A 15,040-nucleotide genomic window follows, 5' to 3' on the forward strand; every position below is an offset into this window, starting at 1 on the left:
GACGTCGTTTAATATGGGGTTGTACGTTTTAATTTTCTTTCTATATGTTTAAACCGTTTACACAAGGGTATATAATAGTAAATTTAAACAACGTCGAATAGGCGTGAGAGAAAAGGGAGTGAGTGTCCATGAAGAAACAAAAAGTATGTTATTACATCCGTCGTTATCACCGCGGCTTTAACAAATACATGATTGCCAAACGTGATTTTTCCTTTGAAAACAGCCTTTATGCGCAGTTGGTGTTAGATGAGTTAGTTTCAACATGGAACAAAGCTCGCTTTGACGCAGCCATCGACGCAGCCATTGATCAGAACGATCAAGAAACGTTTGAACAATTAAGTAAAACATATAATCACTATACCATAGAATATTAGCACGCGTTAAGACTAGGCATAGGTCCTAGTCTTTTTTTGAACACAAATGATGACTCACCTCGTCCTTCAGTTATGATATAGTATAAGGAGAAAAAATGAGGTGAATAAAATGAAAAAAACACTAATTACAGTTGGATTACTCTTAGCTATTTTGGTTGGCTGTGCAACAGAAACCAATCAGGTAGAAGGAAGTTTCCACTCGCCAAAACGAGGGTCCACCTTCGTGAAAAAAGAAAAACTAGTGATTCGACGTGAAGAAACAAATATTTATAGTCAAGGCATTGATCCGGAAACAGGTTTGTATATCGTCGATAACCCAGATAGTATCATGGTCTATGTCAATAAAATGCGTGAGTTGCCTGAAGGATATGCACCACCAGATTTAACAGAAGCAGATGTGTTATATTATGCCCCTGTTGGCGACAATCGGCGCTTAATGCGTGAAGAAGCAGCAACAGCACTCGAGAAGATGTTTCAAACAGCAGATCAAGAGGGATATACACTTGTTGCGGTTTCAGGGTACCGTACCTATGACAGACAACGTGTAATTTATGAAAGCAATGTTGCCAATAATGGACAAGCGCATGCCGATCGTTATTCTGCCAAACCGGGAACGAGTGAACACCAAACAGGACTGGCAATGGATGTTTCAGTACAAGGAAATGATGCGGTCCTATTAGAACAGGGATTTGGCGGCACCGATGCCGGTATGTGGGTGAAAGAAAACGCCCATCGTTTTGGTTTTATTGTCCGCTACCCCGAAGGGAAAACAGCGATTACGGGTTATAGTTATGAGCCCTGGCATTTGCGTTATGTTGGAAATGAAATTGCTGAAGATATTTATAATCGGGGGATCACCTTAGAAGAATATTTCGGTTTTCATTATCCTGGAAGCGAAGAAGAAGAGAATTAAGTGGTTAGCTAGCACAACGTGCTAGGAAAATAGAAAGGAGCGTGAGAACATTGTCAGCTATTAACCGGATTAATATTATTTGTTTAGGTGTAAAAGACATGGAGACTTCAATCAAATTCTATCGTGATGGCTTAGGTTTTGAAACGAACGAGACGGATAATTCACCGGCAGTGATCTTTTTTAACACAACTGGTACGAAGTTTGAACTGTTCCCCTTGGATGACTTACGACAAGATATTAATGCAGAAGATCCACCAGCGGTCAGTCAAGGGTTTAGCGGATTCACGCTAGCGATTAACGTGCGAGAAAAAGAAGCAGTCAATACAGTCATTGATTTGGCACTAGCGGCAGGTGCGACACTTTTAAAAGTCCCAACGGATGTATTCTGGGGCGGCTATCATGGGTATTTTAGTGATCCGGATGGTTATGTCTTCGAAGTAGCTTGGGGACCGGGTTTTAGCTATGATGAGGACGAGATGTTAGTTTTTTAACGCACTTATGAAGCACCCGCTAACAGTAGCCTGCAAGAGGAATAAGTGGGGGGCGTTTACCAAATAATGAGCAGTATCAACACCAGAGGAATCATTGTTGGTGGGGATAACTGCTTTTTTGGTTATGGATGACTGCAGCTAGAGGTGGCAGCCGGATGACTGAGCTTCTATGGTGATTAAATTAGAACGGCACCAATCAAACGGTTATTAAAAGTAAAGATATGCTATAATGAATTATCGAAATCATATAATAAATCAATTGTTCAGGGGGCAAATATATGGTCAGAGTTGTCAAAGATACGTTCGGTGAATTGGAAGTCGCAGAGGGAAAGTATTGGGGGGCACAAACAGAACGAAGTCTTAAAAACTTTCCTATTGGTGAAGAAACGATGCCAAAAGGTTTAATTGAGGCCTTTGTCATGTTAAAGCGCAGTGCAGCACGCAGTAACCTAACGCTTGGTGCCTTATCAAAAGAAAAAGCAGACGCCATCGTGACTGCTTGTGATCAATGGTTACATGCGCCTGACTATCAGCACTTTCCGTTATCGGTCTGGCAAACGGGAAGTGGCACGCAGACGAATATGAATGTTAATGAAGTGCTAAGCTTCATCGGTTCAAGTGATCAGCTTTCCCTGCATCCAAACGATGATGTTAATCGTTCGCAAAGTTCAAATGACACCTTTCCCACCGCGATGCATGTGGCAACAGTGCTTGCGATTGAAGAAAAACTGACACCTGCTTTGAAACGAATCAAACAAACATTAAAAGCAAAAGAAATTGAATTTGATGGCGTGGTAAAAATCGGACGTACACATCTTCAAGACGCGACACCACTAAAAGTTAGCCAAGAAATTAGTGGTTGGTGTGCAATGATTGAAAAAATTGAAGCGTTGTTAAAAGAAGATGTCGCGCAACTGATGGAATTAGCAATTGGTGGAACAGCAGTTGGTACGGGTTTAAATGCACCGGATGGATTTGGTGAAACAGTGGCACGGGAACTAAGTCATTATACCGGTCAACCGTTTAAAGTAACTGATAACCATTTCCACGGCTTAACCAGTCATGATCAATTGGTACGTTTTCATGGCACCTTAAAAGCACTAGCTGCAAATATGATGAAAATCGGTAACGATATTCGCTTCCTTGCTAGTGGTCCGCGTGCAGGATATGGTGAATACACCATTCCAGCTAATGAACCGGGGAGTTCAATCATGCCTGGTAAAGTGAATCCAACTCAAATTGAGGCACTCACAATGGTGGCGGTTCAAGTGATGGGCAATGATACAGCAGTTGGCATGGCTGCAAGTCAAGGACATTTTCAATTGAATGTGTTTAAACCAGTAATTATTTATAACGTGATGCAGTCGATTGATTTATTAAGTGATGCGATTGATTCCTTTACCATTCGCGCGCTTAGTGGGCTTGCGATCAATGAAGCAGTGATGCAAGACAATGTTGATCAATCACTTATGCTTGTCACAGCTTTAACACCTGCGATTGGCTATGAAGAAGCAGCTGCCGTAGCAAAACAAGCTTTTCAAGAAGGCAAAACATTAAAAGCAGTCGTAATCGAACGTGGGTTGCTCGATGAAATGACTTGTGACGGGTTGCTTGATCCGAAAAAGATGGTGGAATAATTGTTAGTCAAAAAGACATTGCTTGTTTTTCGCAATGTCTTTTTGGTTGCTGTAAATCAATAGAGAACAATGGTTAGCGGTAAGCTGCGTTAGATACTGGCAGTGAAAAATAGAAGAGAGGCAAACGTCGGTGAACGTTTGCCTCTCCTTGTATATAAGGGGGTATACACAAATTATTTAATGCGGTGCTCTGAATCTACGTCAAAGAAGTGACATTTATGCATATCAAATGCAAGTTTAAGTGATTCGCCACCGTTGATGTCAGTACGTGAATCAACACGTGCGACAAAATCTTGTTCATCTAGTTTAGAGTATAGGTATGACTCAGAACCCATCAACTCCGCTACTTCGATTTCTGCAGTAAGGGTTGAACCTGGGTTAGCGTCAACAAATACCGGTTCATCATGGATATCTTCAGGACGTACGCCTAAGATAACATCTTTGTTGATATAATTTTGATCACGAAGGACTTTCATTTTACCTTCAGGTACTTCAATCAATGTTTTAGGAGAAACTCGGAAGCCGTTTTCTTCTAATTTACCAGTGAAGAAGTTCATTGCAGGTGAGCCAATGAATCCACCAACGAATACGTTGTCTGGCTTATCGTACACTTCTTTAGGTGCACCAACTTGTTGGATGACACCGTCTTTAAGTACAACAAGGCGTGTTGCCATTGTCATCGCTTCTGTCTGGTCGTGTGTTACGTAAATTGTTGTTGTTTGAAGACGTTGGTGTAATTTTTGGATTTCCGCACGCATCTGAACACGAAGTTTCGCATCAAGGTTTGATAAAGGCTCATCCATTAAGAATACTTTCGCATCACGTACAATCGCACGTCCTAAAGCAACACGTTGACGTTGACCACCAGATAGAGCTTTTGGCTTACGATCTAAGAAAGGTTCAAGACCTAAAATTTGTGCTGCGTTTTTAACACGACGATCGATTTCGTCTTTTTTGAACTTACGTAACTTAAGCCCGAAAGCCATGTTGTCGTAAACGTTCATGTGTGGATAAAGGGCGTAGTTTTGGAATACCATCGCAATATCGCGGTCTTTAGGTGCAACATCATTCATTAATTTGTCATCGATGTAGAATTCGCCACCAGAGATTTCTTCAAGTCCAGCAATCATACGAAGTGTTGTTGACTTACCACAACCAGATGGACCAACGAATACAACAAATTCTTTATCTTTAATTTCAAGGTTAAAGTCATCGACTGCTTTAACACCGTCTTTTTCATAAATCTTATCTACATGTTTTAAACTTAACTCTGCCATTTTTTGTTCCTCCTTAAAAGTTGAAAGCGTTTTATTTCATGAACCAAGTGTACAAAAAAATTTGTGGTTGGTAAATGGACAGGTTGCACAAAGAAGTAACACAGCCTTTGTGCAACGCTTACATATACTTAAGGGAACGGTTTCATTTGCTCGAAGAATGAACGATTGAAGCGAGTCATAGCAAGGGTTTCGGCAATGTGCACAACGGATAGAAAAAGCCTTAGGCACATTGCCCAAGACTAATCAAGTTGGCGTTTGAGGAGAAGAATCAAATAGATACTTACTGCGCCTTCAAATTGTTTTACATCGACTTCGGTCCGCTCAATAAATTTATCAATGCGGTATTGTAAACTATTCCGATGCATATACATTTCTTTCGCTGCAAGTGAGGCATTTGAATTCGCTTCTAGAAAGATCTGAATCGTTCGTAACAACTCATCATCATGAATGGTGTCTTTTAAGACAGCATGAACAAGAAACTGGGCATGATGGTCTTCCTTAAAGCTACTAAGCAGATAAGGAACGGCTCGGATGTAAGTCATTACGGGTTTGATTTGTAAGGTACTTAAATAATCAAAGTACGTTTCCATCCATTGAAAGTAAACTTGTGCTTGTTGTAAATCAGTAAGATAAGGGCCGATGAAAAAGTGAACATCAATAAAGAAGTCACTTGTAAATACTTCGACCATTTCATCATAGGTGATTTGTTCATCTTCAGCTGCGCGATTTTCTTCGATTATTACGCCTGATTGTTCTGATGACCAAATCACCGCAGGTGCTTCTTCATATAACCCTTTAATGGCCGCTCTAAAGTCTTCAGGGTCACTAAGGGGTTGAGATAATGAAAAGTAGATATAGCGGTAACTTTTTGGCGCAGCTTTAAAGGTCGCGTCGGTGCCCTCGAAAATCCAGTCGTACCATGTTTGTTCGCGTCTTGATACGGGTGGATAAGCGCCGTTGTATGGTGTTAGGAACAAATCGAGCAACGTTGTTTCTTTCGAATCTAATTCTGATTTTTGAATACCAAAAACAATATGATCATCGGTTTTAAACCATAAATAGTCTTTTTTGTTTTTGGTGTGTTCATCAGTAGTAAGTGAAGTGAATATTTTTTTAAGCTGATTAATCATCTGTTATTCCTCTTTCTTTTAGGCTTCTTTCATTATAACAAAGATTGAATCGGTTATGAATTTAAAAGGAAATATATCTGACCAACCGGTTTCATTTGGATATCGTAACGAAGTTTGTTATAGTTAGAAAGTGATAAATTTGACCCGAACGCGGTCACTAAATTATTTAGGAGGATTTAAATTTATGTCTAATATTCAAGAAAGTGCACAAGCACTAGAGCAAGCCATTCGTGAAAGTGAAGAATTCAACAACCTTAAGGAAGCTTACGAAAAAGTAATGAACGACGAAATTGCTAAAAAAATGTTTGATGATTTCCGTAGCACACAAATCGAACTACAACAAAAACAAATGCAAGGCCAAGAAATTACTGAAGAGGAAGTTGAACAAGCGCGTAAAGTCGTAGAAACCGTTCAACAACACGAAGCGATTTCTCACTTGATGGAAGAAGAACAAAAAGTGAACGAATTTATCAATGGCATTAGCCGTACAATTACTAAGCCATTAGAAGAATTATACGCTGAGCACGCTGAATAAGTTTGAGCTCAAATAAGCCCTGCGCATCGCTGATGTGCAGGGCTTATTCTTGTTTTTTTACATGTATTGCATCGTTATTCGTTAAAACCGGTGAAGAAGGTTTCGGAATGATGAAACAAAAAGAGAACAGCGTGTGCTGTTCTCTTTTTAAATGGGTGAATATCAATTATTTTTTGTTTTCCATAACCTTGTCGATTAAACCATATTCAAGTGCCCGTTGTGCAGTCATGAAGTTATCACGATCTGTATCACGTTCGATAACATCAATTGGTTGACCTGTACGTTCAGCTAGAATTGCATTTAATTTTTCGCGCATTTCAATGATACGTTTAGCGTGAATTTGAATATCAGATGCTTGACCTTGTGTCCCGCCAAGGGGTTGGTGAATCATGACTTCACTGTTTGGTAGAGCATAGCGTTTCCCTTCAGCACCAGCTGCTAGTAAGAATGCCCCCATTGAAGCTGCCATACCTACACAGATTGTTGAAACATCTGATTTAATGAATTGCATTGTATCATAGATAGCCATCCCAGCTGAGATAGAGCCACCTGGAGAATTGATATAAATTGAAATGTCTTTATCAGGACTTTCTGCTTCTAAAAATAGCAGTTGAGCCACGATTGAATTTGCAACGTTATCATCAATTGCACTCCCTAACATGATGATACGGTCTTTAAGTAAACGTGAATAAATATCATAAGCACGTTCCCCACGATTGGTTTGTTCAATAACTGTAGGAATTAAGTTCATTGTATTGTCCTCCTTTGATTCATTAAAAATTATGTCGCCATATGACTATGCCTATATAGTACCTAAAAGGTCAATAAAGGTCAAATTAAACACCTTTATTTTAAGATTAGTAGTGATTGGCATGTCGTTCCATCATATTATAACAGACCTTTTCTTGTAACGCTCGGATGAGCCATTAAAAACATTTGTGAATCTCACATTGTATTTCTCCTCCATATCGGTTATAATAATCTTTGTCTGAATTAAACATGCGCTCGTAGCTCAGGGGATAGAGCATCGGTTTCCGGTACCGTGCGTCGGGGGTTCGAATCCCTCCGAGCGCGCTAATAAAAGCAACGGCAAATCATCATTACGATGGTTTGCCGTTGCTTCTTTTTGTCTCGAGTTGTCTACAACTCTCTGCTAGATATGGGGAGTGTTCAGGGTTATTAATACTTAGCCGTGGACAGATCTGGTGTAGGTAAGGTGTGTTCAAACACGCTTGAATTGAAAAAAATTCAGGGTATAAATAAGGTGTAACCATCATGATGGTAGCGGATTCAATATTTTGAAGGGGTTAAAATCAACTTGATTTTTTTGGTAGCTAGCTTATAATAAGGTAAGTTTTAAAAAAAGAGGTATTGAATATGATGAAATGGTTCGTGTGGTTGTTAATTATTTTTGTCGTTAGTTGGGAAGCCATGGCTCTGCAATCTATTTTTGGATTTTCACAGACCATCCAATATGGTGCCGTTCTGATTGTGAGTGGCTATTTCTTTTATTTGCTGGATCTTAATCAACAAGTGAATAAACGAATGTTTAGCCGTTTATTCAGACGGAATATAAATATATAATCGGTGTAAAATGGGATAAGAATGCCTGCGATTCTTATCTTTTTTTATTTATTGTTAGGAGAGAGCAGACTTTAAAATCATACAAACTGCAATCAATTAAAAAGTCATCGTTAACAAAACTTCTGTACCATTTACCGGGAATTTTAAATAAGATACATACTTTTTTCTGCTTTTGGGTATATTAAATAGTAGGACTTGTTAAAGATAAGTTGATTCTGTTATAAGGAGTGGATTGATTTGGATCGTAAATTAAACAAAACAAAAAAAGTAGCCATTGTTGGTACTGGCTTTGTCGGATCGAGTTATGCATATGCACTAGTTAATCAAGGGACGGTAAGTGAACTTGTGTTAATTGACTTGGATTTTGAACGTGCGGACGGGGAAGCCCGCGATTTAAACCATGGCGTACCTTTTGCTTCACCGATGAAAATAAAAGCGGGAAAGTATGAAGATTGTAAGGATGCAGATCTAGTGGTGATTACCGCAGGTGCCAACCAAAAACCTGGAGAAACCCGGCTTGACTTAGCTTCTAAGAATGCAAAGATTATGACAGGCATCGTTGATCAAATCATGGCATCAGGTTTCGATGGGATTTTACTTGTTGCCTCAAACCCTGTGGATGTGTTAACACACGTAGCATTTAAAGCATCAGGTTTACCGAAAGAGCGTGTCATTGGTTCAGGAACAATTTTAGATACGGCACGTTTCCGCTATTTACTTAGTGATTACTTCCATGTTGATTCACGTAACGTGCATGCTTATATCGTTGGTGAACACGGAGACTCAGAATTACCGATTTGGAGTCACGTCTCCATTGGTGGGTTGCCTTTAAACGTATACGGGAAACTCAATAACTTTTTTGAGGATCGTGATATGCAAGCCATCTTTGAAAATGTTCGAGATGCAGCGTATCAAATCATTGAACGTAAAGGTGCCACGTACTATGGCATTGGAATGGGCCTTGCCCGTTTAACAAAAGCTCTGCTTTATAACGAAAATTCAATCTTAACCGTGTCTACTTACTTTGGCGGAGAATACGGCATTGATGGTGTTTATATGGGGATACCTGCTGTAGTTAATGCTGATGGGGTAAGAGAAATTTTACGGTTGAATCTATCAGAATTAGAGCAAGAACAATTAGAAAACTCGGCAAACATACTAAAAGATATGTATAAGAATTTGAACATTTAAATAAGTAACCTATCCCTTGAGTGTGAGCCTTTGGCTCAGCTTAAGGGATAATTATTGGTTTGAAAAACCTTGTGAAAAGATCAAATCTTTGGTATGATTACTGGTGTTGGATATTTTTTTGAGTTAACTGGGACGTTTTTCGCACCTCAGGGACAAAAGTATCCCGCAACTAACGAAGGAGGGTGTCTAAATCATGCAACGCTTAATTGAATTGCAAAAGATGTTGAGCCCCGACTTGTTAACAGTAATACGAAGGCGTTATACGATGCTTCACACAATTCTTTATAGCCAACCGATCGGTCGCCGTAATTTAGCGCTACAGTTGGACTTGAAGGAACGGGAAGCAAGAACAGATATTGATCTTTTAACCCAATTGGGTCTTGTAACAGTGAGTGCAAAAGGTGTAATGGTGACAGCGAAAGGGCAAACCGTCATCGATGACTTTACCCCGTATTTCGCAGCTTTCAATGATTTTCAAAAGCTAGAAGATGAAATTAAACAGACTTTTGATCTTCAACGTGTTATAATTACTCCTGGGGACAGTGACCGTGATCACTGGGTAAAAGATGAACTCGGCCGTCGGGCCGTTGCATTTTTACAAGCCAATCTTACGAAGAAGCAAACAATTGCAGTAACGGGTGGGACGTCAATGGCGGCTGTTGCCGAAGTGATGCAACCTACAGAAAAATCAACCGATTGTACGTTTGTTCCGGCACGTGGTGGTTTAGGTGAACGTGTTGAAAATCAAGCCAACACCATTTGCGCTGAAATGGCGAACAAGATGAAAGGCGATTATCGTTTGCTCTATGTGCCTGATCCTCTTAGTGAAGAAACCTATCGCTCAATTATTGAGGAACCAGGTGTGAAAGAAACCTTACATATGATTAAACAAGCCGATCTTGTTATGCACGGGATAGGGGATGCCTTAACGATGGCAGAGCGAAGAAAAGCATCAAGTGATGTTTTAACGAAGCTTAAATCGGGAAAAGCAATTAGTGAGGCCTTTGGGTATTATTTTGATCAGCGTGGTCAAGTCGTCCACAAAGTTCGAACCGTAGGCATGCAACTTGAAGACTTGTCGAACATCAAGACAGTTGTCGCAGTGGCGGGTGGAGAATCCAAAGCAAAAGCGATTGAGTCTTATTTGAGACAAGGGAAAAGTACTGTTCTTATCACGGATGAGGGAGCAGCTGAAGCTTTAATAAAGGATTTTTAATCCTTTAAATAAATTAAGAAATTACAAGGAGGAAATAAGAATGACTGTAAAAGTAGGTATTAATGGTTTTGGTCGTATTGGCCGCTTAGCTTTCCGTCGTATGCAAGAAGTAGAAGGAGTAGAGGTAGTAGCAATCAATGATTTAACAGATGCTGACTCACTTGCTCACTTACTTAAGTATGATACAACTCAAGGTCGTTTCAAAGGCGATGTAGAAGTTAAAGATGGTAAGTTTACTGTAAATGGTAACGACATCAAAGTTTTAGCTAACCGCAACCCTGAAGAATTACCATGGGGCGACTTAGGTGTAGAAATCGTACTAGAATGTACAGGATTCTTCACTTCTAAAGAAAAAGCGGAACTTCACCTTAAAGGTGGCGCGAAGCGTGTTGTAATTTCTGCTCCAGGTGGAAATGACGTACCAACAGTTGTTTACAATGTTAACCACGATATTTTAACTGGTGACGAAACTGTAATTTCTGCAGCTTCTTGTACAACAAACTGTTTAGCTCCAATGGCTAACACATTAAATAAAGAATTTGGTATTCACGAAGGTCTAATGACAACGATTCACGCATACACTGGTGACCAAAACACATTAGATGCACCACACAACAAAGACTTACGTCGTGCACGTGCGGCAGCAGCTAACATCGTACCTAACACAACTGGTGCAGCAGCTGCAATTGGTCTTGTAATTCCTGACCTAAAAGGTAAATTAGACGGAGCGGCTCAACGTGTTCCAGTTCCAACTGGTTCATTAACTGAGTTAGTAACGGTACTTGACAAAGAAGTAACCGTAGAAGACGTTAATGCAGCAATGAAAAAAGCTGCTGACGAATCATATGGTTACACTGAAGACCCAATCGTATCTTCAGATGTTATCGGTATTTCTTATGGTTCACTATTTGATGCAACACAAACGAAAGTAATGTCAGTTGGTGGCAAACAATTAGTTAAAACTGTTGCATGGTATGACAATGAAATGTCATACGCTTCACAACTAGTACGTACGCTAGAATACTTCGCTAAACTGTAAGTTAATAAGGTTTAGTAAAATCCGATAGTATAGTCTATAACATAAGCGGGAAGCGTTCGCGCTTTCCGCTTTTTAATTTTTTCTAGGAGGATTATCTAATTATGGCGAAAAAAATTGTAACTGATTTAGCTGTAGCAGGCAAAAAAGTTCTTGTACGTGCAGACTTCAACGTACCTATGAAAGACGGTAACATTACGAACGATGATCGTATCGTTCAAGCACTTCCAACGATTAAACATTTAATCGCTGAAGATGCAAAAGTTATTCTTTTCTCTCACTTAGGTCGTGTTGCTGAAGAAGCGGACAAAGAAGGTAAATCATTGAAACCTGTTGCTAAGCGCTTAACTGAATTACTCGGTAAAGAGGTATCATTTGTTGCTGAAACACGTGGTGAAAAACTTGAAAACGCGATTGACGCTTTAGGCAATGGCGATGTTTTAATGTTTGAAAACACACGCTTTGAGGACATTGATGGTAAAAAAGAAAGCAAAAACGATCCTGAGCTTGGCAAGTACTGGGCAAGCCTTGGCGATTTATTTGTGAATGATGCGTTTGGTACGGCACACCGTAGCCACGCTTCAAACGTAGGTATTGCTTCGAACCTTGAATCTGCAGCAGGCTTTTTAATGGAAAAAGAAATCAAATTTATTGGTGAATCAGTTGATAACCCAACACGTCCATTTGTTGCTATTTTAGGTGGTGCTAAAGTTAGTGATAAAATTGGTGTGATTGAAAATCTACTGGGTAAAGCCGATAAAATTTTAATCGGTGGTGGAATGGCTTATACCTTCTACAAAGCCAAAGGTATGGATATCGGAAGTTCTTTACTTGAAGCAGATAAAGTGGCTTTAGCGAAAGATTTACTTGAGCGCGCAGATGGTAAAATTATTCTTCCGGTTGATACAACGGTTAACACTGGTTTCTCTGAAGAAGGCGATGTTAAAGCAGTTGATGCCGATGCAATCCCTGACGGCTACATGGGTCTTGACATTGGTCCTAAAACAGTTGAACAATTTAAAAATGAACTTCAAGGTGCTAAAACAGTCATTTGGAATGGCCCGATGGGTGTATTCGAAATGGAAAGTTTTGCACAAGGTACGATTGGTGTATGTAAAGCCATTGCAAACCTTGATGAGGCAACAACAATCATCGGTGGTGGTGACTCAGCTGCAGCAGCAATGAAACTTGGCTTCGCTGATGACTTCTCACATATTTCAACAGGTGGCGGTGCGTCACTTGAGTATCTAGAAGGTAAAGAACTACCTGGTTTAGCTGCGATCAGCAATAAATAAGGTAGAATACAACAAGTCGATGCAATCTAACTATATGAACGCACGACACGAAAGGAAGATTTGATGCGTAAACCAATTATTGCAGGAAACTGGAAAATGAATAAATTACTTAGTGATGCAAAGGGCTTTGTCGCTGATGTGAAAAATAATGTCCCATCAAGTGACAGCGTAGACGCAATTATCTGTGCACCTTACCCGTTCCTTTATGAACTTGTTAAAGAAACAGAAGGTACAGATCTTAAAGTTGCTGCACAAAACATGCACTACGAAGAAAGTGGCGCGTATACAGGCGAAGTTTCACCAGCAGTCCTTAAAGACTTAGGTGTCACCCATGTTGTCTTAGGTCACTCAGAACGTCGTGAAATGTTCAATGAAACTGATGAAACGGTTAACAAAAAAGCACATGCTGCCTTTAACTATGGCTTGTTACCAATCGTTTGTGTTGGTGAAACGTTAGAACAACGTGAAGCAAATCAAACGATGGACTTAGTAGCTGCGCAAGTGAAAAAAGCACTTGACGGTTTAACTGAAGCCCAAGTCAAAGAAACAGTTATCGCTTATGAGCCAATCTGGGCAATCGGAACAGGTAAAACAGCGACATCTGAACAAGCAAATGAAGTATGTACACACGTACGTAAAACCGTTGCAGAAGCTGTTTCAGCTGATGCTGCTGACGCTGTACGTATTCAATATGGTGGCAGTGTTAAACCTGCAAACATTGATGAATTACTACAACAATCAGATATTGACGGTGCCCTAGTCGGTGGTGCAAGTCTTGAAGCAGACTCGTTCCTTAAACTAGTGGAGGCGGGTAAATAATGGGTCAAAACAAATTAGCCGCATTAATTATTTTAGATGGGTATGCCATTCGTGATGAAGTGGTTGGAAATGCTGTTAAACAAGCAAACACGCCTAACTTCGATCGTTACTGGAGTAAATATCCACATAACCAACTGGAAGCTTCTGGCGAAGCTGTCGGTTTACCTGAAGGACAAATGGGTAACTCAGAAGTTGGTCACTTAAATATTGGTGCTGGACGAATCGTTTATCAATCATTAACACGTGTGAACTTATCGATTCGTGAGCGTGATTTTTTCACGAACGAACAATTGGTCCAAGCATGTGATAATGCAACTGAAAACGGGAAAGCACTACACATCTTTGGTCTTTTATCTGATGGTGGGGTTCACTCACACATTGACCATATGAAAGCTGTGCTTGAGCTTGCTAAGGATAAAGGCGTCGAAAAAGTATATGTACACGGCTTTTTAGATGGACGTGACGTTGGCCAAAAATCAGCTGTACAGTACATTAAACAAGCACAGACAATCATGGACGACATTGGAGTCGGTGAATTTGCGACAATCTCTGGTCGTTACTATGCCATGGATCGTGACAAACGCTGGGAACGTATTAAACTTGCCTATGACGCAATTGCTCACGGTGAAGGTCCAAAAGCGACAGATCCAATTAAAGTGGTTGAAGACGCATATAACGAAGGCATCTTTGATGAATTTGTTAAGCCAACCGTAATGACGAATGACGCAGGTGAGCCGGTAGCAACAATGACATCAGAAGATTCCGTTGTTTTCTATAACTTCCGTCCCGACCGTGCCATTCAAATTTCACAGACGTTCGCAAACAATGACTTTGATGCATTTGATCGTGGCGAAGATGCACCAAAAGATATTTTCTTTGTCTCGTTTATGAAGTATAGCGATACAGTAGATAGTAAAATTGCTTATCCTCCAACTGACTTGAAAAACACAGTCGGTGAGGTTCTTGCAGACAATAAGTTAAAACAATTACGCATTGCTGAAACGGAAAAATATCCACACGTTACATTCTTTATGAGTGGTGGCCGTGAAGCAGAATTTGACGGAGAAAAACGTATTTTAATCAACTCACCAGATGTTGCGACATACGATTTAAAACCTGAAATGAGTGCGTATGAAGTGACTGACGCTTTACTGAAAGATTTAGATGAAGGTGAAACAAATGCGATTCTGCTCAACTTTGCCAACCCAGATATGGTTGGGCACTCGGGAATGCTTGAACCAACCATCAAGGCGATTGAAGCAGTTGATGAATGTTTAGGTAAGATTGTTGATAAAATCATTGAAAAAGGTGGACAAGCTATCATCACCGCTGATCACGGTAACTCAGATGAAGTTGTTTCACTTGATGGTAAGCCAATGACAGCCCACACGACCAATCCAGTACCGGTTATTGTAACAAGAGACGGTGCGGAATTACGTGACGGTGGTATCCTAGGAGACTTGGCGCCAACATTGCTTGATTTATTAGACATTGAAAAGCCAAAAGAAATGACAGGTAAAACGTTAATCAAATAAACCATCT

15 protein-coding genes and 1 tRNA gene are annotated in these 15,040 nt (G+C 40.1%); 13 read left to right on the forward strand and 3 right to left on the reverse strand.

Translation table 11 applies throughout. The features are described from left to right. Positions 1 to 128 precede the first annotated feature (128 nt). The 4 genes from DES38_RS00690 (at position 129) to DES38_RS00705 (ending at position 3,415) form a co-directional block, all read left to right on the forward strand. On the forward strand, positions 129 to 374 hold the full coding sequence (locus DES38_RS00690) for an IDEAL domain-containing protein (RefSeq protein WP_110250157.1): 246 nt from the start codon (positions 129 to 131) through the stop codon (positions 372 to 374). A gap of 109 nt (positions 375 to 483) precedes the next feature. Next, positions 484 to 1,287: a M15 family metallopeptidase gene (locus DES38_RS00695; RefSeq protein ID WP_110250158.1), complete on the forward strand. Its 804-nt coding sequence runs from the start codon at positions 484 to 486 to the stop codon at positions 1,285 to 1,287. A gap of 50 nt (positions 1,288 to 1,337) precedes the next feature. Next, complete coding sequence (locus tag DES38_RS00700; protein WP_245881932.1) at positions 1,338 to 1,778, forward strand: VOC family protein; 441 nt, start codon at positions 1,338 to 1,340, stop codon at positions 1,776 to 1,778. Positions 1,779 to 2,056: 278 nt separating this feature from the next. Beyond that, positions 2,057 to 3,415: a class II fumarate hydratase gene (locus DES38_RS00705; protein ID WP_110250159.1), complete on the forward strand. Its 1,359-nt coding sequence runs from the start codon at positions 2,057 to 2,059 to the stop codon at positions 3,413 to 3,415. 173 nt (positions 3,416 to 3,588) lie between these two features. On the opposite strand, the gene DES38_RS00710 is transcribed toward DES38_RS00705, so the two are convergent. Together DES38_RS00710 and DES38_RS00715 are read right to left on the reverse strand one after the other, a co-directional pair. Then, entirely contained in the window at positions 3,589 to 4,692 is a 1,104-nt protein-coding gene (locus DES38_RS00710) for an ABC transporter ATP-binding protein (protein WP_110250160.1), read from the reverse strand. Between the two features lie 239 nt (positions 4,693 to 4,931). Then, a complete protein-coding gene (locus tag DES38_RS00715; RefSeq protein WP_110250161.1) occupies positions 4,932 to 5,822 on the reverse strand; it encodes a PucR family transcriptional regulator in 891 nt (296 codons plus the stop codon). Positions 5,823 to 6,006: 184 nt separating this feature from the next. Here DES38_RS00715 and DES38_RS00720 point away from each other — a divergent pair, with 184 nt between their 5' ends. Then, the gene (locus tag DES38_RS00720; RefSeq protein WP_110250162.1) at positions 6,007 to 6,357 is read left to right on the forward strand and encodes a YlbF/YmcA family competence regulator; all 351 of its coding nucleotides are present in this window, start codon (positions 6,007 to 6,009) and stop codon (positions 6,355 to 6,357) included. A 166-nt stretch (positions 6,358 to 6,523) separates the two neighbouring features. On the opposite strand, the gene clpP is transcribed toward DES38_RS00720, so the two are convergent. Next, positions 6,524 to 7,138: an ATP-dependent Clp endopeptidase proteolytic subunit ClpP gene (clpP, locus tag DES38_RS00725; RefSeq protein ID WP_281267678.1), complete on the reverse strand. Its 615-nt coding sequence runs from the start codon at positions 7,136 to 7,138 to the stop codon at positions 6,524 to 6,526. Between the two features lie 220 nt (positions 7,139 to 7,358). Here clpP and DES38_RS00730 point away from each other — a divergent pair. The 8 genes from DES38_RS00730 (at position 7,359) to gpmI (ending at position 15,033) form a co-directional block, all read left to right on the forward strand. Continuing rightward, positions 7,359 to 7,431, forward strand: a tRNA-Arg gene (locus DES38_RS00730). Positions 7,432 to 7,734: 303 nt separating this feature from the next. Then, a complete protein-coding gene (locus DES38_RS00735; RefSeq protein ID WP_110250164.1) occupies positions 7,735 to 7,941 on the forward strand; it encodes a hypothetical protein in 207 nt (68 codons plus the stop codon). Positions 7,942 to 8,178: 237 nt separating this feature from the next. Next, a complete protein-coding gene (locus DES38_RS00740) occupies positions 8,179 to 9,132 on the forward strand; it encodes an L-lactate dehydrogenase (RefSeq protein ID WP_110250165.1) in 954 nt (317 codons plus the stop codon). 193 nt (positions 9,133 to 9,325) lie between these two features. Further along, positions 9,326 to 10,348 (forward strand): sugar-binding transcriptional regulator, encoded by a 1,023-nt coding sequence (locus tag DES38_RS00745; protein WP_110250166.1) that lies wholly within the window; start codon positions 9,326 to 9,328, stop codon positions 10,346 to 10,348. A 40-nt stretch (positions 10,349 to 10,388) separates the two neighbouring features. Beyond that, complete coding sequence (gene gap / locus DES38_RS00750) at positions 10,389 to 11,387, forward strand: type I glyceraldehyde-3-phosphate dehydrogenase (protein WP_110250167.1); 999 nt, start codon at positions 10,389 to 10,391, stop codon at positions 11,385 to 11,387. A gap of 101 nt (positions 11,388 to 11,488) precedes the next feature. Beyond that, entirely contained in the window at positions 11,489 to 12,679 is a 1,191-nt protein-coding gene (locus tag DES38_RS00755; RefSeq protein ID WP_110250168.1) for a phosphoglycerate kinase, read from the forward strand. 63 nt (positions 12,680 to 12,742) lie between these two features. Next, positions 12,743 to 13,498, forward strand: coding sequence for a triose-phosphate isomerase (gene tpiA, locus DES38_RS00760; protein ID WP_110250169.1), 756 nt, complete (start codon positions 12,743 to 12,745; stop codon positions 13,496 to 13,498). Then, complete coding sequence (gpmI, locus tag DES38_RS00765; protein WP_110250170.1) at positions 13,498 to 15,033, forward strand: 2,3-bisphosphoglycerate-independent phosphoglycerate mutase; 1,536 nt, start codon at positions 13,498 to 13,500, stop codon at positions 15,031 to 15,033. Before tpiA ends, gpmI begins: the two co-directional genes overlap by 1 nt. Positions 15,034 to 15,040 lie beyond the last annotated feature (7 nt).

This window comes from Streptohalobacillus salinus, assembly GCF_003201605.1.
Classification (GTDB): domain Bacteria; phylum Bacillota; class Bacilli; order Bacillales; family Amphibacillaceae; genus Streptohalobacillus; species Streptohalobacillus salinus.

Bases quoted from the DNA above. Each gene is read 5' to 3' on its own strand.
- gpmI (WP_110250170.1), top strand. From the start codon at position 13,498: ATGGGTCAAAACAAATTAGCCGCATTAATTATTTTAGATGGGTATGCC.
- tpiA (WP_110250169.1), top strand. From the start codon at position 12,743: ATGCGTAAACCAATTATTGCAGGAAACTGGAAAATGAATAAATTACTT.
- DES38_RS00690 (WP_110250157.1), top strand. From the start codon at position 129: ATGAAGAAACAAAAAGTATGTTATTACATCCGTCGTTATCACCGCGGC.
- DES38_RS00695 (WP_110250158.1), top strand. From the start codon at position 484: ATGAAAAAAACACTAATTACAGTTGGATTACTCTTAGCTATTTTGGTT.
- DES38_RS00735 (WP_110250164.1), top strand. From the start codon at position 7,735: ATGATGAAATGGTTCGTGTGGTTGTTAATTATTTTTGTCGTTAGTTGG.
- DES38_RS00745 (WP_110250166.1), top strand. From the start codon at position 9,326: ATGCAACGCTTAATTGAATTGCAAAAGATGTTGAGCCCCGACTTGTTA.
- DES38_RS00705 (WP_110250159.1), top strand. From the start codon at position 2,057: ATGGTCAGAGTTGTCAAAGATACGTTCGGTGAATTGGAAGTCGCAGAG.
- DES38_RS00755 (WP_110250168.1), top strand. From the start codon at position 11,489: ATGGCGAAAAAAATTGTAACTGATTTAGCTGTAGCAGGCAAAAAAGTT.
- DES38_RS00720 (WP_110250162.1), top strand. From the start codon at position 6,007: ATGTCTAATATTCAAGAAAGTGCACAAGCACTAGAGCAAGCCATTCGT.
- gap (WP_110250167.1), top strand. From the start codon at position 10,389: ATGACTGTAAAAGTAGGTATTAATGGTTTTGGTCGTATTGGCCGCTTA.
- DES38_RS00710 (WP_110250160.1), bottom strand. From the start codon at position 4,692: ATGGCAGAGTTAAGTTTAAAACATGTAGATAAGATTTATGAAAAAGAC.
- DES38_RS00715 (WP_110250161.1), bottom strand. From the start codon at position 5,822: ATGATTAATCAGCTTAAAAAAATATTCACTTCACTTACTACTGATGAA.